Origin of the sequence: Brevibacterium atlanticum, assembly GCF_011617245.1 — a bacterium.
Lineage (GTDB): Bacteria > Actinomycetota > Actinomycetes > Actinomycetales > Brevibacteriaceae > Brevibacterium > Brevibacterium atlanticum.
On the sequence record NZ_CP050152.1, the window covers coordinates 1090318 to 1114055 of the forward strand.

The window sequence follows — 23738 nt, forward strand, 5'->3', positions numbered from 1 at the left end:
AGTGGAGTCCTCACCCGCCGTGGACGCAGAATGAGTACATGACCGATGACGGCAAAGTGTGGGGCATTGAGAAGACGGTGCAGATCAATGCACCGGTCACCGAGGTGTGGCCTCATATTCGGGACGCGAGACTGCTGAGCCGGTGGTGGTGCCCGCCGCCGACAGTCCGGATCACCTTCGATCCCTGCCTGGGTGCCGCCTACTCGGAGCGATACGACGATGGAACCCACTCGTATGCGATCGACGGTGACATTCTCGAGGTCGACCCGCCTCGGGGATTGACGATTCGGCGGACGACGAACGGTCGGTTCGGTGACAGTGACCAGGTCAGCATCAACCTCGGCGATCGGGACTCACAGACCCTCGTCCGTCTGCACCACTCGTTCCCGGACATCCCTGCTCGTCGGCGAGGCGAAGCCTATGACTTCTACGTCGACGGATGGGACTTCAGCCTCAACCTGCTCAGCGCCGAGGTCGCCCGCTCACTTCGAAGCGAATGACCGACCCGAGCGGGACCGGCGAACTTGGTGACGAAGCGATGACAACTATTGTCCGCAACGGCACTCCGGCTTATGGTGAGAAGACACGGACTCATCCGCTTCGCGCCGATGTCAGAGACCCGGCGCAACGTGCGTAACCGCACGTGAGACGGAGTGGATGGACTCACACGAAGGAGTGTCATGGCAGTCTACTCAGCACCCGGTACCGACGGTTCGCTCGTCACGTTCAAGCCGCGCTACGAGAACTACATCGGCGGGGAGTGGGTGCCCCCGAAAGACGGCAACTACTTCGAGAACATCACTCCCGTGACCGGTCAGGTCTTCACCGAGATCCCCAGCTCCACCGCCGACGATGTCGAAACCGCCCTCGACGCCGCCTGGGCCGCCGCGCCGACCTGGGGGAAGACGTCGGCAACGGAACGCGCGAACATTCTGCTCAAGATCGCCGACCGCATCGAATCCAACCTCGAAATGCTCGCCGTCGCCGAGACCTGGGACAACGGCAAGGGCATCCGCGAACCGCTGGCCGCCGACCTCCCGCTGGCCGTCGACCACTTCCGCTACTTCGCCTCGGCGATCCGTGCGCAGGAAGGTGGCATCTCGCAGATCGACGACGACACCGTCGCCTACCACTTCCACGAGCCCCTCGGTGTCGTCGGACAGATCATTCCCTGGAACTTCCCCCTGCTCATGGCCACATGGAAGCTCGCTCCGGCGCTCGCCGCCGGCAACTGCGTCGTCCTCAAACCCGCCGAGCAGACCCCGGCCTCGATCCTCGTCCTCGCCGAACTCATCGGCGACCTGCTGCCGCCCGGAGTCCTCAACATCATCAACGGCTTCGGCGTCGAAGCCGGCAAACCGCTGGCCTCGAACAAGCGCATCCGCAAGATCGCGTTCACCGGTGAGACCACGACCGGACGCCTGATCATGCAGTACGCCTCGCAGAACATCATCCCGGTGACCCTCGAACTCGGCGGCAAGTCACCGAACATCTTCTTCGGCGACGTCCTCGCCGCCGACGACAGCTACCGCGACAAAGCGCTCGAAGGCTTCGCGATGTTCGCCCTCAACCAGGGCGAGGTCTGCACCTGCCCGTCCCGCGCACTCGTCCAGGAATCGATCTTCGACGACTTCGTCGCCGCCGGCATCGAACGCGTGTGCGCCGTCAAACAAGGCAACCCGCTCGACACGGACACCCAGGTCGGTGCGCAGGCCTCGAACGACCAGTACGAGAAGATCATGTCCTACCTCCAGATCGGCAAGGACGAAGGCGCCGAAGTGCTCATCGGCGGCGACAAAGCCGAACTCGACGGTGACCTCGCCGGCGGCTATTACATCCAGCCCACGATCTTCAAGGGCACGAACTCGATGCGCATCTTCCAGGAGGAGATCTTCGGACCCGTCGTCGCACTCACCTCGTTCACCGACTACGACGATGCGATCTCCACGGCTAACGACACCCTCTATGGCCTCGGCGCCGGAGTCTGGGCCCGCAACGGCAACACCGCCTACCGTGCCGGCCGCGACATCCAAGCCGGTCGCGTCTGGGTGAACAACTACCACGCCTACCCCGCACACGCGGCGTTCGGCGGTTACAAGTCCTCGGGCATCGGACGTGAGAACCACCTGATGATGCTCGACCACTACCAGCAGACGAAGAACCTGCTGGTCAGTTACTCCGAAAATGCACAAGGATTCTTCTGATGAGTGATACCACCGACACAGCCGCTCTCGAGTCGACCCCGACGATCGAGGGCGAAGAGAAATCGCGGGTGGCGATGACTCAGGCCACCGTCGACCTGCTGACCAGCCTCGTCGATAAGCACGGACAGCTGATGTTCCACCAGTCCGGCGGCTGCTGTGACGGGTCGTCGCCGATGTGCTTCCCCGAAGGCGACTTCCTCACCTCGGAGGCTGACGTGCTGCTGGGCCACTTCGAACTGCCGATCGACGACGCCGAGAAGGCCGGCCTGGACTTCTGGATGTCGACCGAGCAATTCGAGTACTGGAAGCATACGCATCTGACCATCGATGTGGTGCCCGGACGCGGCAGCGGCTTCAGCGTCGAATCGCCGACGGGCAACCGCTTCATCATCCGCTCGGCGCTCATGGACGCCGCCTGAGCCTGGCCCTTCCGGACGAAGCTGCGCATCCTCGTGGTCACAGCATGATTGTTTGGTCGATCCACCGTGGTTTCCGTTGTCGGGAACGCGGTGGATCGACCAAACACTGTGGCTACCCAACGCAAGAGTCCGCACCCCAACGCAAGAGTGCGCCGCACCAGCGCCGGGGAAGTCACTTCCCCGGCGTCAACTGTTCCGGTTCCCCGAGCGAGAGCATCAGCCGGTTCGCCCAGTTGAAGAACGCCGCACAGTTGAGTGCATCGACGATGTCGCCGTCCTCGAGGCCGGCCTCCCGCAGTGAGCTCACCTGCGCGGGTCCGAACGACTGCGGAGTCAGCGTCAGCGCGACCGAGGCCTCGACGACGGCATCCCACACAGGATCGCCGAGGCGGCCGTCGACTCCTTCATCGAGGAGGACCTGAACGGTGTCGCGCCGACCCGATTCCTCCGTCGCCCGATCCGAGTGGATCGAAGCGCAGAACAGGCACCCGTTGAGCCGTGAGGCCGCCGTCGCCGCGAGTTCGCGTTCGGCCCGCCCGAGACCGTCGGTGGTGTTGAAGAAGATGTCGAGATCCGTCAGCGTCCGCGCCCGCAGGGCCGCGGGGTCCCGGGCCAGCAGCCGGAAGTACGGGTTCTTCGCCCGCCCCGCCTCGATGAGCGCCTCCCGCTGAATCTCCGTGAGATCCGCCTCGGCGACCGGGGCAATCCACGGCACCCACCCCAGACCGGACTGCTGGAAGAGTTCGGGCCGCTTGAGGTCGGGGTACGTGTTCACCCGATCTCCGACAGCGGCCAGGGCATCGACTCCCCGCGCCGAGGCGGCCGCACCGTCCTGATCGGCCGTGCCCGCACCCTCGGGTTCCCGTGGCAGAGAGCCCGGGGCCGGGGCACCGGTCGCTGCCGGCGCGTGGGCGAGTGCCGCCAGCCCGGTGCTGATGCGGATCTGGAAGTTGAGGAACGACACGAGCTGGGCGAGGGTGACGATGCCGTCCTCGTCCCATCCGGCCTCGAGCAGCAGGGCGAGGTGCGCCGGCCGCGAATCGCGCGGATGGAGCGCGAGGAGATGAGCGAACTCGAGTCCCGCGATGAGCCGGGCTCCCAAGGTCTCTTGTGACTGGGCATCGGCGGTGAACCACGGTCCGGGCACATTCTCCGCCGACAGGGCCGCGGATTCGAAGATCCCGTAGGGTCCGCGCACCTCGGTGTGCGAATCGAGCGCGAGCACCGCCTCGTCGAGGAGTTCCGCGACCGACCAGGACGCGGCTTCGTCTTCGTCCCGGAGGAGATCACGATAGAACTCCTCGGCGCTGTCCGAACCGAGCAGTCCGGCCGTGAACGCGGCCACCGCATAGCGCTCCCGGTAGGACACGCCCCGCGGATCCTCGGGTTCGAGGAGAGCCTCGAAGCTCAGTTGGGCATTCTCCTTCGCCTGCGCGCGGTGATCGCGGAGCTGATCGAGGGGATCCCCCGCCGTGATCCCGGCCAGGGCATTGATGATGTCGGGCATCTCAGACCACCTGCTCCGCGTCCACACTCAGACCGAGTGCAGGGGCGACCTCGGTGGCCAAAAGTTCGATCGAACGCAGGGCGGTCTCGTTCGTCGCAGGCACCGAATGGACCTGGAAGCTGACATCGGTGACCCGGTCGAGGACCCGATCGTGAGACAGCCGGTCGATGACCTGTTCGGGGGTGCCGAGATACGTGTCGGTGGCGATGAGGAGTTCGTCGAGGCTCAGTGCTGAGGTGTCATAGCCGACGAGGCGGTCGGCTTCGGCACGCAGGGCCGGTTCGGTGATCTCACGCAGCCTGGGCAGATCCTCGGCGTCGGCGACCACCGCGGTGCGGGAGGCGAGGATCCGCGGTGCGACGCCCTCGGGCAGTTGGGAGAGGTAGGTGTCGATGACGGGCAGCTGCACCTCGTCGAGGCTGGCGCCCGTGTTCTCCTCCGGCCTGGGCTGGGTGCGCGAGAGCATGAGCCCGTCGCCGGCAGCGCCGGCCGCTCCGGCACCACGAGAGGAGAACGTCGCCTGCCACAGCCGGTCGGCCAGGCTCGGCGCCGAGGCGGTGCCATCGGCCGGGGCGGAGTCCGGTCCGGGGTAGAGGAGATGTTCGGTCGGCAGCGCCTGACCTGACAGCAGGGTGCGCAGGGTGTCGAGATTGTCGGCGAAGACCTCGCGGCGGTCCGCGAAGGTCGTTCCGAATGCGGGGAACGACTTCGGGTTCCCGCCCGAGCCGAGTCCGATCTCGAGGCGACCGCGGGCAAGGATGTCGGTGACCGCGGCATCCTCGGCGACACGCACCGGGTTCTCCATCGGCAGGGTGATGATCGCCGTGCCCAACCGGATCCGGGAGGTGCGGGCAGCGGCATGGGAGAGGAAGACGAGGGGCGAGGGCAGGCCGCCCTCGGCCGCGGAGAAGTGATGCTGGGCGATCCATGCGGAATGGACACCGAAGCGCTCGGCAACCTCGATCTGTTCGAGGGCGAAGCGGTAGCGCTGGGGAGCCGAGGCGTCCTCGAGCAGGCGGGTGAAGAACCCGAGCTTCGGTCCGGTCGGACTCTGGTCGCTGGTGAAGCCTGTCATGTGTCTCAGCTTTCTGCTGCTGTGGTCAGCAGTGTCGGGGACGAGGGTCGCGAACCGGTCTGCTGTGTGCCGGCCGAGAGCGCGACCGGAGTCGGTATCGCCTCGAGGAGGGCACGCGTGTACTCGCTGGCGGGGTGAGCGAAGATCTGCTCGGTCCCACCGGATTCGACGAGGTGCCCGCGCGACATCACTGACACCGTATCAGCGATCTGCCGGACCACGGCGAGGTCGTGGGTGATGAACACGTACGTCAGGTCCGACTCCCGCTGGAGCTGGTCGAGGAGGGTGAGGATCTGTGCCTGCACCGTGACGTCGAGAGCCGACACCGCTTCGTCGAAGACGACGAGTTCGGGTTCGACGATGAGGGCTCGGGCGATCGCCACCCGCTGCAGCTGCCCGCCGGAGAGTTCGGCCGGTCGCCGCTCGAGGAAGTCCTGCGGCAGCGCCACCCGGTCCATGATCTCGGCGACGAGGCGGGGCCTACTCGACCGGTCGCCGATGCGGAAGTTGCGCAGCGGTTCGGTCAGGGTCGAGCGGATCGAATGCTTCGGGTCGAGTGCCGAGAACGGGTTCTGATGCACGAGCTGGACGGTGCGGCGGAACTGACGCAACCGCGCCCGATCCCGTCCCGAACGGCCGAAGTCGGCGGCATCGACGTCGCCGATGCGCAGGTGCCCGGACTGGGGGCTGAGGAAACCGGCCAGCGCCTTGCCCGTCGTCGTCTTGCCCGACCCCGATTCCCCGACGATGCCGTGGGTGGTGCCGCGGTCGACGGTGAAGGTGACGTCCTCGACACCGATGACCTGGTCGCCGGTGCGGTCGAAGACCTGGGTGAGCGCATCGACGGAGACGAACGGGCGCGCGGAGGGGTCGGCCGCCTCGGCGGGGGTCTGCCTGCGGACTTTCGTGCGCAGCGCCGGAGCGTCGGCGAGCAGCCGCGAGGTGTACTCGGTCTCCGGGCGGGAGAAGATGCGCTCGGCCTGCCCCGACTCGACGACGCGGCCGGCCTGCATGACCAGCAGCTCGTCGGCGCGTTCGCCGGCGACGGCGAGATCGTGGGTGATGAAGAGGATGCCCATCCCGGTTTCCGCACGCAGTTCGTCGAGGAGGTCGAGCACCTGCTTCTGCATGGTCACGTCGAGGGCCGAGGTCGGTTCGTCGGCGATGAGCAGGCGCGGACGCAGAGCGATGGCCGACGCGATGAGCACACGTTGGCGCATGCCTCCGGAGAGTTCGTGCGGGAACTGATCGGCCCGCTTCTCCGGCTGGTCGATGCCGACCCGCTCGAGCAGGTCGATGACCTGCCTGCGCGCCTCGGCCCGGCCGGCCCGGCGGTGGATGCGCAGCGCTTCGGCCACGGACTTCCCGACGGTCTGCAGCGGATTGAGCGAAGCTCCCGGATCCTGCGGAACGTACCCGATCTGGGCTCCGCGCACACCGCGCCAGCCGGTGGCACCGAGGCCCGTCAGCTCGACATCACCGAGGTGGATCCGCCCGGCCGTGACCTGCGCGGAGGAAGGGAGGAGACCGATGACGGCGTTGGCCGTCGTCGACTTCCCCGACCCGGATTCGCCGACCACGGCGGTCATCGAACCGGGACGGACCACGAGGTCGAGTTCGCTCACGGCCGGAGTCGAGGGGCCGCCTCGGCGGGAGTAGTCGACGGTGAGTCCGTCGATGCGCAACAGCGGGGACTCGGTCATGATGTCACCTTTCGCAGGGTGTTGCCGATCTGGTGGGTGGCGAGCACGATCGCCATGACCACGATGCCGGGGAACACGGTCAGCCACCATGCGGTGGCGACGAAGTTGCGTCCCTCGGCGATGATGAGGCCCCATTCGGGGGTCGGCGGCGGCGTGCCGTAACCGAGGAACCCGAGCGTGGAGATCTGGAGGATCGCGGAACCGATCTGCAGCACCGCCAGTGAGAGCACGGGCGAGATCGAGTTCGGGAGGATGTGGCGGACGAGCACGGAGCGAAACGTGCCGCCGGATCCGTAGGCTGCGGCAACATAATCGCTCGTGTTGATCTGCACCGCCTGCGATCGTGCGAGGCGGGCGAACTGGGCGATGGCGGTGACGCCGACGGCGATGGCCGCGTTGATCGTGCCGAAGCCGAGGACGACGACGATCGAGAGGCTGAGCAGGATCGCGGGGATCGAGAGCAGCACGTCGATGAGCCGCATGAGCACATCATCGAGCCACCCCTTCCGGGTGCCGGCGATGAGTCCGATCGCGGTGCCGACGACGAGCCCGACGGCCACGGCCACGAGCGCAGCCAACAGCGATTGGGAGGCACCGTAGACGACGCGGGTGAACGCATCACGACCGGTCTGATCGGTGCCGAACCAGTGCTCGAGGCTCGGCGGCAGCAGAGCCGGGGTGTCCCCGCCGTCGTTCGGGTCGAAATGTGTGAACAGGCCGGGAAACAGAGCCCACGCGACGGCGATGAGCAGGATGAGGGCGGACACGACGGTGGCCGGGGTGATCGCGGAGCCGCTCAGCCTGGGTCGTCGGCCCTGCGGTCGCGGGCTCCGCGAGCGGGTGAAGACATCGGTGAGGCTCATGATTCGCTGCCCTTCGCTGTGGTGTCCCCAGGCGTCTGGGCCCAGTCGAGGTCGACCCCGACGCTGGCCGCAGAGGCCGTCAGCGCTCGCCGGGTGGGTTCGTCGTGGTTGCGCAGGGCCTTGTTCGCCGAGGCGGCGCTGCGTTTCGTTCGCAGACGGACGTCGATGACGGGGTAGAGGAGGTCCACGACGAGGTTGATGATGACGTAGCCGAAGGTCGCGATCACGACGACGGCGAGCAGGATCGGATTGTCCCGGTGAGTCACGGCCTGAGCGGTGATGAGGCCGATGCCGTTGCGGCCGAACACGGTTTCGGTGACCACGGCACCGGCGACGAGTTCGCCGAATACCAATCCGATGATCGTCAGTCCCGGAAGCACCGCGTTGCGGGCGACGGTGTGGACGAGCAGCCATGACTGGGAGGCACCCTTGGCGGTGGTGACCTTGACGAACCCGGAGGCCTGGACCTCGGTGATCGAGCGGATGAGGACCTGCGCGATCGGGGCCGAGAGCGGAACCGCCACGGTCAGCGTCGGAAGGACGAGCGCCTCGGCGGGGCCGGGTTCGACGACGGAGACGAACCCGAGCTGGAAGGAGAAGACCTGGATGAGGAGGATCCCGAGCCAGAACACGGGGATCGAGATGAACAGGCTCGGCACCGAGTCGAGGATCCGGCGGATCCAGGACAGCGGCCCGGCGGTCGGGCCGGACGTGGCGAGGACGGCGATGATGACGGCGAGCACGACGGCGGTGACGAATCCCGAGGCCGCGAGCACCGCAGTCGAGGGCAGGGCCGCGGCGATGATCGTCGATACGGCGGCTCCGGTCTGCACCGAGTATCCGAAGTCCCCGGTGAGGAAGCCTGTGAGGCTGAGGAGATAGCGGCTGGCCCACGAGTCGTCGGCGCCGGTCGCCTCCCGGATATCCGCGATCTGGTCGGGGGAGAGGCCCAGCGCGGGATCGGCGAAGCGGGCGGTCACGCCGTCGCCGGGAATGAGGCTGAGCAGGATGAACGCCGCGGTGAACGCCAGGAGCAGGACGAGGATCGCCTGCCCGAGGCGGAGGGCGAGGTAGCGGATGTCGAGGATCATTTCTCTCCTGCCAGCCAGGTGCCGTAGAAGTCGGGACGGCCGACGGGTTCGGTGGCGAAGCCGTGGACGCGGCGGCGGAAGGCGAAGACCTGCGGCTCTTCGAAGAACGGCAGCACGTAGGCCCGGTCGACGAGGTAGTCCTGGACCTTCTCGGCGGCGCTCTGGCGCTTCTTCGCATCGGGTTCGGCCGCGAGGGCGTCGAGGAGTTCGTCGACCTTCGGATCGACGGAGCCGTCGTCGGCATCGGTGCGGTCGGGGCCGTTGAGGAAGACGTCACGGTTGACCGAGGAGTAGTTCGAGCGCAGGTTGTCGAAGTCGGCGCGGGCGACCATCGAATGGTATATCTGCACGGTGTCGAGTTCGAGGGCGTCGAGTGTCTGCTTCGACTGGTCTCCGGGGTTGATCGACAGGCGCACGCCGACGCGGCGCAGCTGCTGTTGGATGAGGGTCTGGACCTCGTTCGAGCGGGGCTGGGGGAGGGCGATGTTGACGGTCAGCGCCAACGGCCGCCCGTCCTTGACGCGATAGCCCGCCGAATTGCGTTCGGTCCAGCCGGCCTTGTCGAGGAGTCGGCCGGCTTCATCGGGGTCGTAGACCCACGAACCCGACTGGTCCTTGTAGCCCATCGCTCCCTTGGCGAGCAGACCGGTGGCCAGCGGATAGTTCGGGGTGAAGAGCTTGTCGACGATCTCCTGCCGGTCGATGGCGGCGATGAGTGCGCGGCGGACGTCGATATCGGCCAGCAGATCGTGGCGGAACCGGAAGTTGATGCTGTTGTTGATTCCGTTCGTCGCCTTCGCATAGAGGCGCAGACCCTGTTCAGTCACGCGGGATTCGTCTGGCGCCTGGACGTCGCGGACGCCGTCGGCCTGGCCGGAGAGCACGGCTCCGATGCGCACCGAGTATTCGTTGTTCGTCAGATAGTCGATGCCGTCGAGGTGGGCTCGGCCCTGATGCTTCAGGTGCGGGGGAGCCCAGTCGTAGTCCTCGCGGACCCGGACCGAGAGCTTCGTACCGATGGTCTCATCCGTGATGTAAAAGGGTCCGCAGGTGTGGATCTGCTTCGCTCCGCCGGGACCGAAGCCCTCGGCATCGAGATCGAGGGTCGAATCGGAGAGCAGACCGGCATTCATCGTCGAGGTCGCCTGCGCGAACCCGGGGGAGGGCGCGGAGAAGTGGAAGCGCACACGGCGGTCATCGAGGACTTCGCTGCGCTCATAGTTCGAGATCTGCTCGGACACCGGCAGGGTGCGCGATTCGTCGCCCTTGCCGAACAGGTCGAAGTTCTTCGCGACATTCTCCGGGGTCAGCGGGGTCCCGTCGGAGTAGGTGACTCCACGACGGAGTGTGAACGTGTAGCTCGTGGCATCGGCGTTGGTCTCAGGCAGCTCGATCGCCAACCACGGATGCAGCTCGAGGGTCTTCGGGTCCTGCCACAGCAGACGTGCGGAGATGTTGTTCATGATCCCGCCGTTGGGGTAGAAGCCGACCGACGGCGGGTAGAGCAGAGTCCAGGTCTGCGGTTCGAAGTACGTGAGCACTCCACCCTGTTCCGGTCTGCCGTCGGCCAGGGGCGAGGTGTCCGTGGGAGTGCAGGCGCTGAAGAGAGCGATCGATCCGATCCCGAGTCCGAGGCCGAGCATGCCACGGCGAGTCGTGGTCGTATGGTTCAACAATCTGCTCCGTTCGTGCGCATGAGTCGAGTTAAGCCGATCGGTGCGGTGAGCGTCAATTCCGGCTTAACATTGAGACATGTCCCTGGCTGCCGATTTCGACCATCTTGTCGTCGCCGTACCGAATCTTGCCGATTCTGTTGAGCAATGTCACAACGTGCTGGGAGTGCGACCTATTCCCGGCGGCGCTCATCCCGGGCTCGGGACGGCCAATGCGCTGCTCGGACTCGAAGTCGCAGCGCTCGGTCCCGGTGCTCGCACCTATCTCGAGATCCTCGGCCCCGATCCCGACCAGGATCCGGCGCTCGCCGCCGCGCGACTGAGCGGCATCACCGCACCGACAGTGCAGCGGTGGGCGATCCGCCCCCGCGATTTCGACGGACTCGTCACGCAGGCCGCACGGACACTCGGGTCCGAGTGCGGCACCCGGGTCGACCTCGGCGAGGTTCATGACATGACCAGGCGGACACCCGACGGAGGCCTGCTCGAATGGAGGCTGACCAGGCGGACTCCGCTCGCCCTCGGCGGGATCCAACCGTTCCTCATCGACTGGAAGGATTCGCCGCACCCGGCAGAGCAGGACATGCCGAGCGTCGAGCTCGAACGACTGTGGGCCGAAACCCCGGAGGTCGACAGGACTCGCAGTGTTCTGCGATTCTTGGACGCTACCCTCGAAGTCGAGGCAGGGGACACCGAATCCCTGCACGCCACACTGAAAGGTCCGGGTGGATCATGGACGCTCTGAACATTCCCGCCGAACTCGACCATCTCATCATCACCGTGCCCGACCTCGAGGAGGGAATCGCCGCCGTCGAAGCCGCCACCGGCGTCCGCGCCGTCCCCGGCGGTCGCCACCCCGGCATGGGGACTGCGAATGCGCTGCTCGGATTGGCGCCTGCCGGCTGGGCCGACGGTGCGCACACCTATCTCGAGATCCTCGGTCCTGATCCGCAGCAGGAAGCGCCGGCTGATGGGACGCTGCCGCTCGACGCCCACCTCGCCGAGGGTCCGACGATGCAGACCTGGGCCATCCACCCGGCGGCGTTCCTCGTGAAGATTGCGGCCGCGAACACCGCCGGCATCGACTTCGGCGAGGTCCGGGACATGTCCCGGGAGACTGCCGAGGGGGAGCTGCTCGAATGGCGGCTGACCTCCCGTTCCCCGCTGCCGCACGAGGGTGCGCAGCCGTTCCTCATCGACTGGGGAGAATCGACGCACCCCGCCGAGGCGGCCCTGCCCACCCTCGAGCTGCTCGAATTCCGGGTGGAATCCCCGCAGCCCGACGCGGCGTCGGAAGTGCTCGAGGTGCTCGGCGCCGGCGACACTGAGGTCGTCGCAGGCGGCGAATGCCGGCTGCGGGCGAAGCTGCGAGGGCCCGGAGGTCTCCTCGAGTTCTGACAATGCGGCTAGACTCGCAGACGTGGTCACTCATCTCCGTCTTCGCTCCCGTCTCGTCCCCACGATCGCTGCGGCGGCCCTGCTGCTCGGGCTGAGCGCCTGCGCACCCGCCGGCGATGAGGAGACCCGGCCGACGCCGCATGCGGCGGAGACGATCGGCGACGGCTCCACGGCCCCCACCTCGTCGGACGAGCCGACGGAAACGCCCTCATCGACGGAGACCTCGAACGTCGACGATGCGGGAGCCGCTGGGGTGAGCGAAGACGACATCGATATGCACGGCAGCGGCAGATGGGATCGGCCGAAGGAGGAGACCGGGCCCAACCGCGACGAGGGGAAGACGTTCAAGGTTGCCCTGCGGGTCGAAGACAATCTGCCCATCGACGTCGACCAGGCCGGGGACTTCATCATCAGCACCCTGCAGGACGAACGCGGCTGGCAGGACCTCGATGACGTGTCGATCGAACTCGTCGACGAGGGCCAGGATGCGATGATCTCGATCGCCAGCCCCGACACCGTCGACGAGATGTGCCTGCCCCTGCGGACCCTGGGCAAACTGTCCTGCCGCAACGGGAACAACGTCATCCTCAATGCCAAACGCTGGGTCTCGGCGACCGATGAGTTCGACGACATCGTCCAGTACCGGCAGTACCTCATCAATCACGAGGTCGGCCACGCGCTCGGCCACGGCCACGAATCCTGCCCCGGTCAGGGCAAGACCGCACCGCTCATGCAGCAGCAGACGAAGGGCCTGCAGGGCTGCAGACCCAACGGCTGGCCCTCGAAGGGCTAGGCACTCGTCAATTCGGGCGACCTCAGTCGTCAAGCGGGTCGTACGGGGTCTGTCGGACCAGCGCTGTGCCGCTCGGGTCATCCTTCCCGCCGTGGAAGACCACCGCGGTCGTATCCGGAGCATCGCCGTAGACGACCGGTCCGCCTTCCTTCGCGGGCTTGCCGATCACCGGCAGGTCGGGATCGGTTGTTGCCGGTCCGCCGCTGACGACGACCGCAGGGCCACCGGGCAGGCCGTCGGGAACGGGCGCAGCGAAGTCGTCGTAGAGATCGAGGTGAGTCTCTCGACCGATGCCGTCCTGCGCCGGGCCGGAAGCGACGGGGTCGGCTCCAGGCGACACGATGATGAGGTAGGAACGTTCTCCGCGAGGATTCGGAGGATACTCGCCATCGTAGGTCTCGACATGATGAGTGAGAGCCGAGACGACGAATCCGCGGCCCGAGTCGAAATCCACGGGTTTCGGCTCGAGGAGTTCGACGAGGGCTTCGTCGAGCATTCCCGAGGAATTATCACTCTCAGGTGTCAGCGGGAGCGAATTCAGCAGCTTCTTGGCCTTGTCGTCCGTCCATGAGCCGGCCAGGAGCCTGTCGGTCAGCGCGGGTGATGTGTACGCCTTTCCGTACTTGGTCTCGACGCTGAAGGCGTTGACGCCGTCGGCGATGTCATCGGCATCGACCCGGACCACGCCATCGTGCTGTTCGAGGGCCTTCCCGCCGATGGGAGTGACGCCACCGGCCTCGGATTCATCGTCGACGAGGTAGTACCGGCCTCCGTCGTCACCGCTGAAGCCGTCGACGGAATCGACATCCAAGGGAATGATCGCGTTGTCGAACGAACCCTGCGGCGTCTCGGATGAGAAGTACCCCATATTGTCGTCCCACCCGCTGTTGGTGTGCTTGCGCACCGTGAGGAGGTCGAGCACGTCATCGTCACCGTCGGCATATGCGGCGAAATAGGCGATGTCAGCGTCTCCGTCCGCCCCGTCGGCTCCGTGCCCGGCCCACAGCAGGTAGTAGGTGATGTCGTCTGCGCGGGGCAGCCGTTGGGCAGCGTCTCGGATGAACCCGGCGTCGCCGGCCAGGCTGCCATGCGGCGTCCAGCCGATTCGCCCGTACTCGACATTGTCAGGAAGCGCGCCCTGGACCGCCGGATCGTCTGGGCGGAGGAGCTGGGGGATCGCAATTGCCGCTGCGCCGAGAACGGCGATCACGGCGCCGACCGCCCACGGCCAGCGTCGCCGTCGCCTCGGCAATTCCTGCGCGGCGTCATCATCACGCGTACTCGGCTCCGATGCGGTGCTCAAGTCCTCTTCCGGCTGCTCGCCTTCGGCCCCCATCGGCCAACCCCTCCCAGTGGAATCTGGTTCGATTCTAGTCCGCAGGCAGCCGTCACATCAGTCCCCGGCAGAGACAACGCAGGCCCCGCGATTGCGGGGCCTGCGAATGGTGTTGCTCGGAAGCGCGGATCGGTGCTTGAGCGAACCGATCAGTGCCTCGGTGAGCGGCGCTTCAGGGAGTATTCTCCGGCTCCCTGCGTCGCCTCCTCGTATTCGACCTCATCGCTGACCGAGCTCGTGCCCGAAGGGGTGAGCGAACCCGGCTGTTCGACGATCGCGATGCTGTCGGTGGCGACGACCTCACGGTTGTGGTCTGCCGGGGCGCCGGCATCGACCTTCGTCGCCAGAGCCTTCTCACGCACGAACATCAGGATGATCGCCGCGATGATTCCCAGCGGGCAGACCCACAGGAAGATCGGCACAAGCGCATCGCTGTAGGCGTTGACGATGATCGAGTGGATCGGATCCGGCAGCGACTTGACCACCTCGGGGGTGAGTGAATTCGACCCCGTGCCCTTCATCGCCTGAGCGCCCTGGGGACCCAGCGACTTGATGCCGTCTTCGAGGTTGGACGCCAGCCGCGAGGTGAAGAGCGAACCGATCAGCGACATGCCCAGCGTGCCGCCGATCTGGCGGAAGAAGTTGTTCGAGGCCGTCGCCGTGCCGACCATCGCCACCGGGAAGGAGTTCTGGACGATGAGCACGAGCATCTGCATCGACAGACCCAGACCGAGGCCGAGCACGCACAGGCAGCCGATGACGACGAGCACGTTCTGATCGGCCGTGACGAAGGTGCCCATGAGGAAGAGGGCGACACCGACGATCGCGCTGCCGAGCACCGGGTACCACTTGTAGCGTCCCGTCTTCGAGACGACGAAGCCGATGATCACGGAGCTCGGGAGCATCACCGCCATCATGGGCACCATGAGCAGTCCGGCCTTCGTCGCCTCGATGCCGTGGGCCATCTGCAGGAACGTGGGCATGTAGGACAGGACGCCGAACATGCCGATGGCGATGCACATGCCCGCGATCGTGCAGAGGACGAAGTTCTTGTCCTTGAAGACGAACATCGGAATGACGGGTTCGGCCACGGCCTGCTCGACGAAGACGAAGACGACGGCGCTGATGAACGCGATGGCGATGAGACCGATGATGATCGGGTCGTCCCAGTCGTACTGGTGCCCGCCCCACGAGGTGGTGAGGATGAGCGCCGAGGTGAATTCGGCGATGAGGATCATGCCGGCGACGTCGACATGGCGTTTGACCGACCGGTCCGACTTCGGAACCTTGAGGAAGATGATGGCGGCGATGAGTGCGAGAACACCGAAGGGCAGGTTGAGCGCGAACGTCCAGCGCCAGCCCGGACCCTCGGTGATCCAGCCGCCGATCAGCGGTCCCGCCACCGAGGTGACTGCGAAGTTCGCCCCCATGATGCCCATGTACGGGCCGCGTTTGCGGGCAGGCACGACCGCGGCGATGAGCGCCTGCGAGAGGATGATGAGGCCGCCGCCGCCGAGTCCCTGAATGACGCGGGCGGTGATGAGGACGGCCATGTTGTGGGCGAGGAATCCGACGATCGATCCGAGGATGAACATGCAGATGGCGAAGATGAAGATCTTCTTGCGGTTGAACGAGTCTCCCAGTTTGCCGTAGATCGGCATCATGATCGTCGACGCCAGCATGAATGCCGTCGAGACCCAGAGCATCTGGTCGACGCCGTCGAGGTCGCCGACGATGGTCGGCAAAGCGGTGGCCAGCATGGTCTGGTTGAGCGAGAACATGAACATTGCCAGCATCAGGCCGACGAAGAGCAGGATCACCGAGGATGTCTCGATCTCGGACTCCTCCTCAGCGCCGTGCTGCTTGGCGGCAGCGGGCTCGGTGGCGGTGGTGGTCATTTCAGCCTTTCTAAGAGGGTCAGGAACAGCTCGACGGAGGAGGTGAACGCCTGGTCCACCCGCTCGTCGTCCAATTCGTGTTCGGTGTCGAATCTCGCCGAGGCGAAAGCATGCTCGATCGGGATGCTGCACAACTGCGCGAGCATCCGGGTGGCTCGTGCCGCAGTCTCGTCATCGGAGAATTCGGTTCCCCGACGTTCGACCCGCCGGCGGATTCCGGTGATGATCTGCTCGGAGAAATGCCGCTTCGTCTCCATGCTGAGCATGCCGAGCTGCGGATGCCGAGCCTGGATCGCACGCAGCTTCTGCTTGTTCGCCGAGCGCGGCAGCAGGAACTCGAAGGCGGCGCGGATGGTGAAGGCGAGATCCTCCACCAGACGCTCGCGCCTGGGCTCGAAGTCCTCGATGAACGACTGCAGTTCGACGGCGACGTCATCGGAGATCGTCAGCCCGACGATCGCCATCTCCTTGGTGGGGAAATAGTTGAAGAACGTGCGGGTCGAGACCTCCGCGGCTTCCGCGATCCGGGCCACGGTCACCTCGTCGAGCCCATGATCGAAGACGAGATCGACGGCCGCGGCGTGGATGGACGCGCGGCGCTCACGAGTCTGACGCTCGCGCAGGGATTCGGTCGGTTCGAAAGTCACCTGAAAATTATGCACCTCTTGCAAATTTGCATCAAGTGCAGAACTGCATTCGATGCATTTATCGGCGGTGATGTTGTTCACATGTCATCGTCGGACGTCTTCTGGGTGGGAATATCCGTGCCACTCCTCCTGTTGATTGAGTCGTATACGCTCAACTTTGAAAGAGGAGGTCAGCTTTGGCCACGTTCTATGGATCCGCAGGGTCGGGCGGCGACTCGTTCGACGAGTTCCTCGCTCGCTTCCTCCAGGGTCAGCACGGAGCCCGTCGAGGACGCTCCGTCGACATCAATCGGCTGCTGAGCAAGCGCAGTCATGAGGTCATCGAAGCCGCCGCGGAATTCGCCGGTCGGCACGGTCAGTCCGAGGTCGATGCCCTCCACATCCTGCGTGTCATGGTCGATTCCGAACCCGGAATCTCGGCCGTGCGTCAGGCCGGTGCCGATCCCGAGGCGATCGCGCACAGCATCGAGGAGCGCCTGCCGGCGACCACCGACACCGAGGCGGAATCCTCGCCCTCGCTGACCGGTTCGGCCCAGCGAGCCCTGCTCGATGCCTACCAGGTCGCGCGGGCCTTCGGCTCGACCTACATCGACCCCGAGCACATCTTCTTCGCCTTCGTGCTCAACCAGGAGATGCCCGCCGGGCGCATCCTCGCCCAGGCCGGTGTCACTCAGGCCGCTCTGCAGGCAGGTGCTGAAGCCGCCGAAGCCCAGGGCATGCAGCCCGGGCAGGGAGCCGACGTCGACGAGGGTCAGGAAACGGTGCTCGAGAAGTACGGCACCGACCTCACAGCGCTCGCCGCCGAGGGTCGTCTCGACCCCGTCATCGGACGCGCAGACGAGATCGAACAGACCATCGAGATCCTCGCCCGCCGGACGAAGAACAATCCTGTCCTCCTCGGCGAGGCCGGCGTCGGCAAGACCGCGATCGCCGAAGGTCTGGCGCAGGCCATCCACTCCGGCGAGGTGCCCAGGCAGCTGCAGGGCAAGCGCATCGTCTCCCTCGACATGCCGGGCATGCTCGCAGGAACCCGCTACCGCGGTGACTTCGAGGAGCGGCTGACCGGGGCGCTGGGCGAAATCGCCGAGGACGGGAACATGATCGTCTTCGTCGACGAACTCCACACCCTCGTCGGTGCCGGAGGCAACGGCGAGTCGAACTCGATGGACGCCGGGAACATCCTCAAGCCGCGGCTCGCGCGCGGCGATCTGCACATGATCGGCGCGACCACGCTCAAGGAGTACCGGACCATTGAGAAGGACTCCGCCCTCGAACGCCGGTTCCAGCCGGTGACCGTGGGTGAGCCCAGCGTCGAGGATGCCGTGACGATCCTCGAGGGACTGTCGGACCGCTATGCCGAATTCCACGAGGTCACCTACACGCCCGAGGCGATCCGTGCCGCGGTGGAACTGTCGAACCGCTACATCACCGACCGGTTCCTGCCGGATAAGGCCATCGATCTCATCGACCAGGCAGGTGCCCGGATGTCGCTCTCGCGCGGGCCCGGCGTCGACATTGATGCGCTCAAACTCAAGCTCTCCGAGCTCGAAGCCGAGAAGAAGTCGGCCATCGAGGTCGAGGACTACGAGCGTGCGGGCGGTCTGCGCGATGAGATCACCGAGCTGAGCACCCGGATCGAATCCGCGGAGAACCCGGAGACGGTCGAGTCCGCGAAGACCGCCGCCGAGGCGGTCATCGGCGAACAGGAGATCGCTCAGGTCGTCTCCCGGGCCACCGGAATCCCGGCGGCGCGGATGACGCAGAGCCAGAAGGCTCGTCTGGCGACGATGGAAGACGTCCTCCACGACCGGGTAGTCGGCCAGGACGAGGCCGTGACCGCGGTCTCCCGTGCCATCCGCCGCAGCCAGACCGGAATGGCCGACCCGGACCGACCGATCGGAAGCTTCCTCTTCCTCGGCCCGACCGGCGTCGGCAAGACCGAGCTGGCCAAGGCGCTGGCACAGACCCTGTTCGACGACGAGTCGGCGATGATCCGCTTCGACATGAGCGAATTCGGCGAACGCCACACGGTCTCGCGCCTCGTCGGTGCTCCTCCCGGCTACGTCGGCTACGACGAGGCCGGGCAGCTGACCGAGCAGGTCCGTCGTCGCCCGTATTCGGTCATCCTCCTCGACGAGGTCGAGAAGGCGCACCCGGATGCGTTCAACCTGTTGCTGCAGGTCCTCGACGACGGACGTCTGACCGATGGTCAGGGCCACACGGTCGACTTCCGCAACACCGTCATCATCATGACGTCGAACCTCGGTTCGGAGTTCATGTCCGGCAATCCGCTGGGCTTCAGCTCCGGTGCCGCCGAGGATGCGGAGAAGGATCTCAAGGCGAAGGTCATGGGCCGGCTCAAGGAGTTCATGCGCCCCGAGTTCATCAACCGCATCGACGACACCGTGATGTTCTCACGGCTCGACCGTGAGCAGCTGCGGTCCATCGTGGAGGCGCAGCTGGCCGCCAGCCGGGCACGGGTCGAGGCGCAGGAGATCTCCCTCGAGGTCTCGCCCGAGGCTCTCGACTGGCTCGCCGAGAAGGGCTACGAACCCGAGTTCGGCGCCCGTCCGCTGCGTCGGGTGATCCAGCGCGAACTCGATGACCGGATCGCCGATCTCCTCGTCACCGAGGCGGTCGACGAGGGCGGACGCATCCGCGCCGCCGTCGTCGACGGGGAACTCTCGGTCGAGGCCGTGACCCGACCGGAGATCGTCATCGCCTGATCGCCGAGGTGGCCGTGCACCGGCCGTCGACGCGAAGAGCCCGGGGCGAAGGATTCCGATCCTTCGCCCCGGGCTCTCTCATATTCATGACTCCGGCGTCGTTCGGCTGGCTCAGTCGGTGACGCGCGCTTCGTTTGCCGGCTGTGGCTCGTTCGCGCCCAGAACGCGGTTGAGCACGAGCCTCTCACAGAGCGTCCATGTGGTCGTCGTCGCCAGGTAGAGCGCGGCGGCCAAGGGCACGAAGAGAGCGAAGATCGCGGTGAGGAAGGGCATGAAGCTCAGCGTCTTCATCACTCCCGAGAGGTCGGGCATCGCCGGTGCGTCCGAGGCTGACCGTGTTGCGGTTGGGCTCGCGGCCGGAGTCTCGGGCACGGCCGGGGTGAGCAGGTGGCGGGAGAATCCGGCGACGACGGCGATGAGCACGACGAGGACGAGGTAGACGGTGATCGCGGTCCCGGTCAGGTCTCCGGCGCCGAGCAGTGTGAGAAAGCTCGTGTTCAGGGGCAGTCCGAAGAGCATGTGTCCGAGCAGCTCGTTGGTGTGACCGCTGATCGTCGAGTGGATGAACAGACCGTAGACGGCCATGAGCACGGGTGTCTGCGCGAGCACCGGCAGGCAGCCGGCGAAGGGGGAGGCGTTCTCCTCCTTGTACAGGGCCATGAGCTTCTGCTGCATGAGTTCGGGCTGCTTCTTGTACTTCGTCTGCAGCGCGCTGATCTTCGAGGCGAGCCGGCGACGGGTGATGCCGGCCTTGACCTGGGAGACTCCGACGGGAATAAGCACGGCCCGGACGAGGACGGTGAGCACGATGACGGCCAGGGCCGCGCTGAAGCCGCCGGTCAGGGGTTCGAGGAATGAGCTGATCGTCGTCACCACCGCATAGGCTGGTTCGACGAGCAGACGGATGGGCAGGAATTCGTAGATGTTCATGGGGGTCCTTCGCAGAGGTGGTGTGCCTGGCCCGCATAGGGGCAATACGGCACAGAGGTCGATGGGGGATTGCGATCATCGACATGACTGCGACGTCGGGATTCACAGGGCACTATGACAGTGCGGAGGACCGTGGAGCCTGGCGGGTCGGAGGACCCGTGGAGGCAGAGGTGCGCCGAGGAGGCGCGGGGAGACGTCGCTTCAGCCGATGAGGCGAGCGACGGATGAGGGTGCTCTGGCCAGTGCCGTACCCGGGGTGCCCGGTTCTTCGGGCATGCGGAATTCGCGGATGCTGCGGCGTGCGTCCGGCAGAGACGGAGGTCGCACCGACAGTGACAGCACACGCAGCAGTGCCATGCTCGCCCATGCGGCGATCGGCGTCAGCAGGGCTGCGCCGAGGAGGGCGAGGACGATGAGGTGAGTGGGGGACTGGGGGACGACCGAGTCGAGGTCGGCGGAGAGTACGACGACGAGCAGCTGCAGAGTCAGCCACAGATTCGCGAGCATCTCATCCCCCTTTCCGAATGCCCCGATGCTAACACGCCGGCCTGCGTGTCCCGCCCAGAATCACACCATCCGATCCGCTTCCAGCGGGAACGATCCGCTCACGGCAGAGAAGGGTCATGCGATCGAGTCCGCCCTGCCAGGCTGAGCTCATGACCATACAACACGCACTGCTCACCCCGCCCGATTCCTACCGACTGGCGACCTGGAACGACTCCGACGAGCCGACCACGATCCCGATCCCCGAATCCCAACGGATGCTCTACGCCTACCGCTCCGTCGTCTTCAACGGGGAGCTGAGGGACGAGAACGGCATGGAGATCATCTCCCGCCTCGTGCTCCTCTCCGCCGAAGACCCCGAGGCCGACATCCACCTGTGGATCAACTCACCGGGAGGGTCCGTGCCGATGATGCATGCGATCGCCGACACGATCGCGACCCTGCCGAACGATGTCGTCACGATCGCGTTCGGGTGGGCCGCCTCGGCGGGGCAGTTCGTCCTCAGCCTCGGCACCCCGGGCAGACGTCTCGCCCTGCCCCACGCCCGCATCCTCCTCCACCAGGGTTCGTCGGGCATCGGCGGTGCCGCCGCCGACATCGAACTGCAGGGCAGCGACCTGCGCGACGTCCGCGATTCCGTCCTCACCCGACTCGCCGAGGCTGCGGGGCAGACCTATGACACGATCTTCGCCGATTCCCTCCGTGACAGATGGTTCACCGCCGAGGCAGCCCGTGAGTACGGACTCATCGACCGGATCCTCGAGTCCCCGACAGATCTCCACGGACCGATCGGAGCGGGCCGATGAGCCAGTACACCATTCCCAACGTCGTCGACCGGTCCGGTGGGAGTGAGAAGATCGTCGACGTCTACTCCCACCTGCTCGGCAATCGGATCATCTACCTCGGCGTGCCCATCGACGACGGCGTGGCGAACACGATCATCGCCCAGCTGCTCCACCTCGACGCGAGCAGTCGGGAGCTGCCGATCGCCATGTACATCAACTCTCCGGGCGGTTCGCTGACCGCGATGACCGCCATCTATGACGCCATGCACCACATCGGCTCTCCGGTGGCCACCACCTGCATCGGGCAGGCGGCCGCCGACGCCGCGGTGCTGCTCGCCGCCGGCGAGCCGGGTCAGCGGTCCATGCTCGAACACGCCCGCGCCGTGCTGCGTCAGCCTCATGCCGAAGGGGCCAGGGGGACGATCCCCGATCTCATCGTCGCCGCCGACGAGATCGTTCGGCAGCGCCGCGAAGTCGAAGGAATGCTCGCTGCCAGCACCGGGCGGTCGGAGGAACAGATCCACAGCGACCTCGACCGGGACCTCGTCCTCGACGCTCGGGCGGCCCAGGAGTTCGGACTCATCGACGCCATCGTCTGAAGGATCGAGGTGCTCAGGCGGCCAGGGAGAGCTGTGCCTGTCCGGCTGCCGGGGGAGTGGGCGCGGCCTGAACCGAGCGGATCGACGTCAGGGTTGCCGAAGCGAAGCGTCCTGCGTCCATGACGCCGGCCGCGAGCACGAGGACCTGCGGCAGCTCAAGCCCGAGGACGACGGCGACGGCCTCGATGACCTCGGACGACGGGTCCTTCAGCCCGCGTTCGACCTCGGAGAGGAACTGCGTCGACACACCTGATCGGCGGGAGACCTGGGCCAGGGTGAGGCCGAGGTCGGTGCGGCGAAGCCGCAGGGCGCGACCGAGGGCCTCACGCCACAGTGGCGGCGTCGGGGTGGTAGGCGAGGGTGCAGTCATGGGGCGATCCTACGAAACGCAGCGCCGCCTCGGCGAGGGTTTCTGCTCTGAGCAGATGATGTGAATGGATGCTGTCACGTGAAGTGGCCCACAGGCATTGAGGTAACCACGGTGAGTCAGGTTAGGCTGGCCTATGTCAATACTCTGGGGTCGTTGAGACCCCGCCCACTGTCGAAAGGACAGGAATGTCAGTTCCTCGCAGCCGTCGTGCTGTCATCGCCGGGGCCCTCGTCGCTCTCTCGCTCACCGCTACCGCGTGCGGTCAAGGGTCGCAGGCCGCCGAAGGGTCCGGCTCCGGAGACTTCGAGACTGTGAAGATCAAGCATGCGCTGGGCACGGCCGTCATCGAATCCGAACCCGAACGAGTCGTCACGCTCGGACAGGGCTCGACCGAGACCGCGATCGCGCTGGGAAAGACCCCGGTCGGGATGGAGGAGTACGCGTGGGGCAGTGACGATTCCGGCTACATGCCGTGGATCAAGGAAGCGATCGATGAGAAGGGGGACGAGCTGCCGAAGCAGGTTCAGGGTGACACCGAGCTCGACGTCGAAGCCATCGCCGAACTCGACCCCGACGTCATCCTCGCCCCCTGGTCGGGCATCACCCAGAAGCAGTACGACAAGCTCACGGACATCGCTCCGACCGTGGCGTACCCGAAGCAGCCGTGGACGATCGAATGGGATGACCAGATCACGACGATCGGCAAGGCGCTCGGTCACGAAAAGGAATCCGAAGGCCTCGTCGAGGACATCAAGAAGCAGCTCAAGGACGCCAAGCGCGACGAGTACAAGGACCTCACCTTCTCCTTCGTCTACAACGACGGACCCGGCACGCTCGGCGTCTTCTATCCCACCGAACAGCGCGTGGCCATGGTCTCCGCCCTCGGCCTGACCCCGGACCCGGTCATCGACGAGCTGAAGAAGGACTACGACGAACCGGGCACTGACTCGGCACTCATCGGTCTGGAGAACGCCGACAAGCTCAACGACTCCGACCTCCTCTTCACCTTCTACGCGGATGAGAAGAACCGGAAGGAAGTCGAAGGCCAGGGCCTGTACGCGAACATTCCCGCGGTCAAGGCCGGAGCCGTCGTGGCCCCGGACGATCAGCCGTTCGTCACCGGCTCCTCGATCATCAACCCGCTCACCGTGCCGTGGACGCTCAAGCGCTACGTGCCGATGATCGATGAAGCCGTGAAGAAGCTCGACAAGTAGTCG

Annotated in this window: 22 protein-coding genes; 10 read left to right on the forward strand and 12 right to left on the reverse strand. The window is 66.0% G+C overall.

Annotated elements, in window-relative coordinates:
- Positions 1-38: 38 nt before the first annotated feature.
- From GUY23_RS04635 to GUY23_RS04645, 3 genes are all read left to right on the forward strand, one after another.
- Complete coding sequence (locus tag GUY23_RS04635; RefSeq protein WP_166970162.1) at positions 39-500, forward strand: SRPBCC family protein; 462 nt, start codon at positions 39-41, stop codon at positions 498-500.
- Between the two features lie 180 nt (positions 501-680).
- Positions 681-2204: an acetaldehyde dehydrogenase ExaC gene (gene exaC, locus GUY23_RS04640; RefSeq protein ID WP_166970164.1), complete on the forward strand. Its 1524-nt coding sequence runs from the start codon at positions 681-683 to the stop codon at positions 2202-2204.
- On the forward strand, positions 2204-2623 hold the full coding sequence (locus tag GUY23_RS04645; RefSeq protein ID WP_166970166.1) for a DUF779 domain-containing protein: 420 nt from the start codon (positions 2204-2206) through the stop codon (positions 2621-2623). The genes exaC and GUY23_RS04645 overlap by 1 nt, the downstream gene beginning before the upstream one ends.
- Positions 2624-2795: 172 nt before the next feature.
- Here GUY23_RS04645 and GUY23_RS04650 read toward each other — a convergent pair whose 3' ends face one another.
- Genes GUY23_RS04650 through GUY23_RS04675 form a run of 6 tightly spaced genes read right to left on the reverse strand, consistent with a single transcriptional unit; the run spans position 2796 to position 10505 of the window.
- Positions 2796-4130: an alkylhydroperoxidase domain protein gene (locus GUY23_RS04650; protein WP_166970168.1), complete on the reverse strand. Its 1335-nt coding sequence runs from the start codon at positions 4128-4130 to the stop codon at positions 2796-2798.
- 1 nt (position 4131) lies between these two features.
- Positions 4132-5205, reverse strand: a complete 1074-nt coding sequence (locus tag GUY23_RS04655; protein ID WP_166970170.1) for a putative FMN-dependent luciferase-like monooxygenase — start codon at positions 5203-5205, stop codon at positions 4132-4134.
- Between the two features lie 5 nt (positions 5206-5210).
- The gene (locus GUY23_RS04660; RefSeq protein WP_166970172.1) at positions 5211-6908 is read right to left on the reverse strand and encodes a dipeptide ABC transporter ATP-binding protein; all 1698 of its coding nucleotides are present in this window, start codon (positions 6906-6908) and stop codon (positions 5211-5213) included.
- A complete protein-coding gene (locus GUY23_RS04665; RefSeq protein WP_208085478.1) occupies positions 6905-7771 on the reverse strand; it encodes an ABC transporter permease in 867 nt (288 codons plus the stop codon). Before GUY23_RS04665 ends, GUY23_RS04660 begins: the two co-directional genes overlap by 4 nt.
- The gene (locus GUY23_RS04670) at positions 7768-8862 is read right to left on the reverse strand and encodes an ABC transporter permease (protein ID WP_208085480.1); all 1095 of its coding nucleotides are present in this window, start codon (positions 8860-8862) and stop codon (positions 7768-7770) included. The genes GUY23_RS04665 and GUY23_RS04670 overlap by 4 nt, the downstream gene beginning before the upstream one ends.
- Positions 8859-10505: a TIGR04028 family ABC transporter substrate-binding protein gene (locus tag GUY23_RS04675; protein WP_166975618.1), complete on the reverse strand. Its 1647-nt coding sequence runs from the start codon at positions 10503-10505 to the stop codon at positions 8859-8861. The genes GUY23_RS04670 and GUY23_RS04675 overlap by 4 nt, the downstream gene beginning before the upstream one ends.
- Before the next feature lie 109 nt (positions 10506-10614).
- Between GUY23_RS04675 and GUY23_RS04680 the strand changes: the two genes are divergently transcribed.
- The 3 genes from GUY23_RS04680 to GUY23_RS04690 are packed head-to-tail and all read left to right on the forward strand — an operon-like array spanning position 10615 to position 12726.
- Complete coding sequence (locus tag GUY23_RS04680; protein WP_166970174.1) at positions 10615-11280, forward strand: VOC family protein; 666 nt, start codon at positions 10615-10617, stop codon at positions 11278-11280.
- Positions 11268-11933: a VOC family protein gene (locus GUY23_RS04685; protein ID WP_166970176.1), complete on the forward strand. Its 666-nt coding sequence runs from the start codon at positions 11268-11270 to the stop codon at positions 11931-11933. Before GUY23_RS04680 ends, GUY23_RS04685 begins: the two co-directional genes overlap by 13 nt.
- A gap of 22 nt (positions 11934-11955) precedes the next feature.
- Entirely contained in the window at positions 11956-12726 is a 771-nt protein-coding gene (locus GUY23_RS04690) for a DUF3152 domain-containing protein (protein WP_228282737.1), read from the forward strand.
- Between the two features lie 22 nt (positions 12727-12748).
- Here GUY23_RS04690 and GUY23_RS04695 read toward each other — a convergent pair whose 3' ends face one another.
- The 3 genes from GUY23_RS04695 to GUY23_RS04705 form a co-directional block, all read right to left on the reverse strand.
- Positions 12749-14029: a hypothetical protein gene (locus tag GUY23_RS04695; protein WP_166970178.1), complete on the reverse strand. Its 1281-nt coding sequence runs from the start codon at positions 14027-14029 to the stop codon at positions 12749-12751.
- Positions 14030-14211: 182 nt separating this feature from the next.
- Positions 14212-15960, reverse strand: coding sequence for a DHA2 family efflux MFS transporter permease subunit (locus GUY23_RS04700; RefSeq protein WP_166970180.1), 1749 nt, complete (start codon positions 15958-15960; stop codon positions 14212-14214).
- Positions 15957-16688 (reverse strand): TetR/AcrR family transcriptional regulator, encoded by a 732-nt coding sequence (locus tag GUY23_RS04705; protein WP_228282738.1) that lies wholly within the window; start codon positions 16686-16688, stop codon positions 15957-15959. The genes GUY23_RS04700 and GUY23_RS04705 overlap by 4 nt, the downstream gene beginning before the upstream one ends.
- A gap of 95 nt (positions 16689-16783) precedes the next feature.
- On the opposite strand from GUY23_RS04705, the gene GUY23_RS04710 reads away from it, so the two are divergent.
- Positions 16784-19333, forward strand: a complete 2550-nt coding sequence (locus tag GUY23_RS04710; protein ID WP_166970181.1) for an ATP-dependent Clp protease ATP-binding subunit — start codon at positions 16784-16786, stop codon at positions 19331-19333.
- A 111-nt stretch (positions 19334-19444) separates the two neighbouring features.
- Here GUY23_RS04710 and GUY23_RS04715 read toward each other — a convergent pair whose 3' ends face one another.
- Together GUY23_RS04715 and GUY23_RS04720 are read right to left on the reverse strand one after the other, a co-directional pair.
- The gene (locus GUY23_RS04715; RefSeq protein WP_166970183.1) at positions 19445-20263 is read right to left on the reverse strand and encodes a YidC/Oxa1 family membrane protein insertase; all 819 of its coding nucleotides are present in this window, start codon (positions 20261-20263) and stop codon (positions 19445-19447) included.
- 201 nt (positions 20264-20464) lie between these two features.
- A complete protein-coding gene (locus GUY23_RS04720) occupies positions 20465-20770 on the reverse strand; it encodes a hypothetical protein (RefSeq protein WP_166970185.1) in 306 nt (101 codons plus the stop codon).
- Positions 20771-20919: 149 nt separating this feature from the next.
- On the opposite strand from GUY23_RS04720, the gene GUY23_RS04725 reads away from it, so the two are divergent.
- Positions 20920-21573, forward strand: coding sequence for a ClpP family protease (locus GUY23_RS04725; protein WP_166970187.1), 654 nt, complete (start codon positions 20920-20922; stop codon positions 21571-21573).
- The gene (locus tag GUY23_RS04730; protein ID WP_166970189.1) at positions 21570-22151 is read left to right on the forward strand and encodes a ClpP family protease; all 582 of its coding nucleotides are present in this window, start codon (positions 21570-21572) and stop codon (positions 22149-22151) included. Before GUY23_RS04725 ends, GUY23_RS04730 begins: the two co-directional genes overlap by 4 nt.
- A gap of 13 nt (positions 22152-22164) precedes the next feature.
- Here GUY23_RS04730 and GUY23_RS04735 read toward each other — a convergent pair whose 3' ends face one another.
- Positions 22165-22521, reverse strand: a complete 357-nt coding sequence (locus GUY23_RS04735; protein ID WP_208085482.1) for a helix-turn-helix domain-containing protein — start codon at positions 22519-22521, stop codon at positions 22165-22167.
- Positions 22522-22706: 185 nt separating this feature from the next.
- Between GUY23_RS04735 and GUY23_RS04740 the strand changes: the two genes are divergently transcribed.
- Positions 22707-23735: an iron-siderophore ABC transporter substrate-binding protein gene (locus GUY23_RS04740; protein ID WP_166970191.1), complete on the forward strand. Its 1029-nt coding sequence runs from the start codon at positions 22707-22709 to the stop codon at positions 23733-23735.
- Positions 23736-23738: the final 3 nt, after the last annotated feature.

Coding starts and splice junctions, on each gene's coding strand:
- GUY23_RS04650 (WP_166970168.1), bottom strand. CDS start 4,130: ATGCCCGACATCATCAATGCCCTGGCCGGGATCACGGCGGGGGATCCC.
- GUY23_RS04740 (WP_166970191.1), top strand. CDS start 22,707: ATGTCAGTTCCTCGCAGCCGTCGTGCTGTCATCGCCGGGGCCCTCGTC.
- GUY23_RS04655 (WP_166970170.1), bottom strand. CDS start 5,205: ATGACAGGCTTCACCAGCGACCAGAGTCCGACCGGACCGAAGCTCGGG.
- GUY23_RS04735 (WP_208085482.1), bottom strand. CDS start 22,521: ATGACTGCACCCTCGCCTACCACCCCGACGCCGCCACTGTGGCGTGAG.
- GUY23_RS04685 (WP_166970176.1), top strand. CDS start 11,268: ATGGACGCTCTGAACATTCCCGCCGAACTCGACCATCTCATCATCACC.
- GUY23_RS04675 (WP_166975618.1), bottom strand. CDS start 10,505: ATGCTCGGCCTCGGACTCGGGATCGGATCGATCGCTCTCTTCAGCGCC.
- GUY23_RS04670 (WP_208085480.1), bottom strand. CDS start 8,862: ATGATCCTCGACATCCGCTACCTCGCCCTCCGCCTCGGGCAGGCGATC.
- GUY23_RS04700 (WP_166970180.1), bottom strand. CDS start 15,960: ATGACCACCACCGCCACCGAGCCCGCTGCCGCCAAGCAGCACGGCGCT.
- GUY23_RS04680 (WP_166970174.1), top strand. CDS start 10,615: ATGTCCCTGGCTGCCGATTTCGACCATCTTGTCGTCGCCGTACCGAAT.
- GUY23_RS04635 (WP_166970162.1), top strand. CDS start 39: ATGACCGATGACGGCAAAGTGTGGGGCATTGAGAAGACGGTGCAGATC.
- exaC (WP_166970164.1), top strand. CDS start 681: ATGGCAGTCTACTCAGCACCCGGTACCGACGGTTCGCTCGTCACGTTC.
- GUY23_RS04665 (WP_208085478.1), bottom strand. CDS start 7,771: ATGAGCCTCACCGATGTCTTCACCCGCTCGCGGAGCCCGCGACCGCAG.
- GUY23_RS04660 (WP_166970172.1), bottom strand. CDS start 6,908: ATGACCGAGTCCCCGCTGTTGCGCATCGACGGACTCACCGTCGACTAC.
- GUY23_RS04645 (WP_166970166.1), top strand. CDS start 2,204: ATGAGTGATACCACCGACACAGCCGCTCTCGAGTCGACCCCGACGATC.
- GUY23_RS04720 (WP_166970185.1), bottom strand. CDS start 20,770: ATGCTCGCGAATCTGTGGCTGACTCTGCAGCTGCTCGTCGTCGTACTC.
- GUY23_RS04730 (WP_166970189.1), top strand. CDS start 21,570: ATGAGCCAGTACACCATTCCCAACGTCGTCGACCGGTCCGGTGGGAGT.
- GUY23_RS04715 (WP_166970183.1), bottom strand. CDS start 20,263: ATGAACATCTACGAATTCCTGCCCATCCGTCTGCTCGTCGAACCAGCC.
- GUY23_RS04725 (WP_166970187.1), top strand. CDS start 20,920: ATGACCATACAACACGCACTGCTCACCCCGCCCGATTCCTACCGACTG.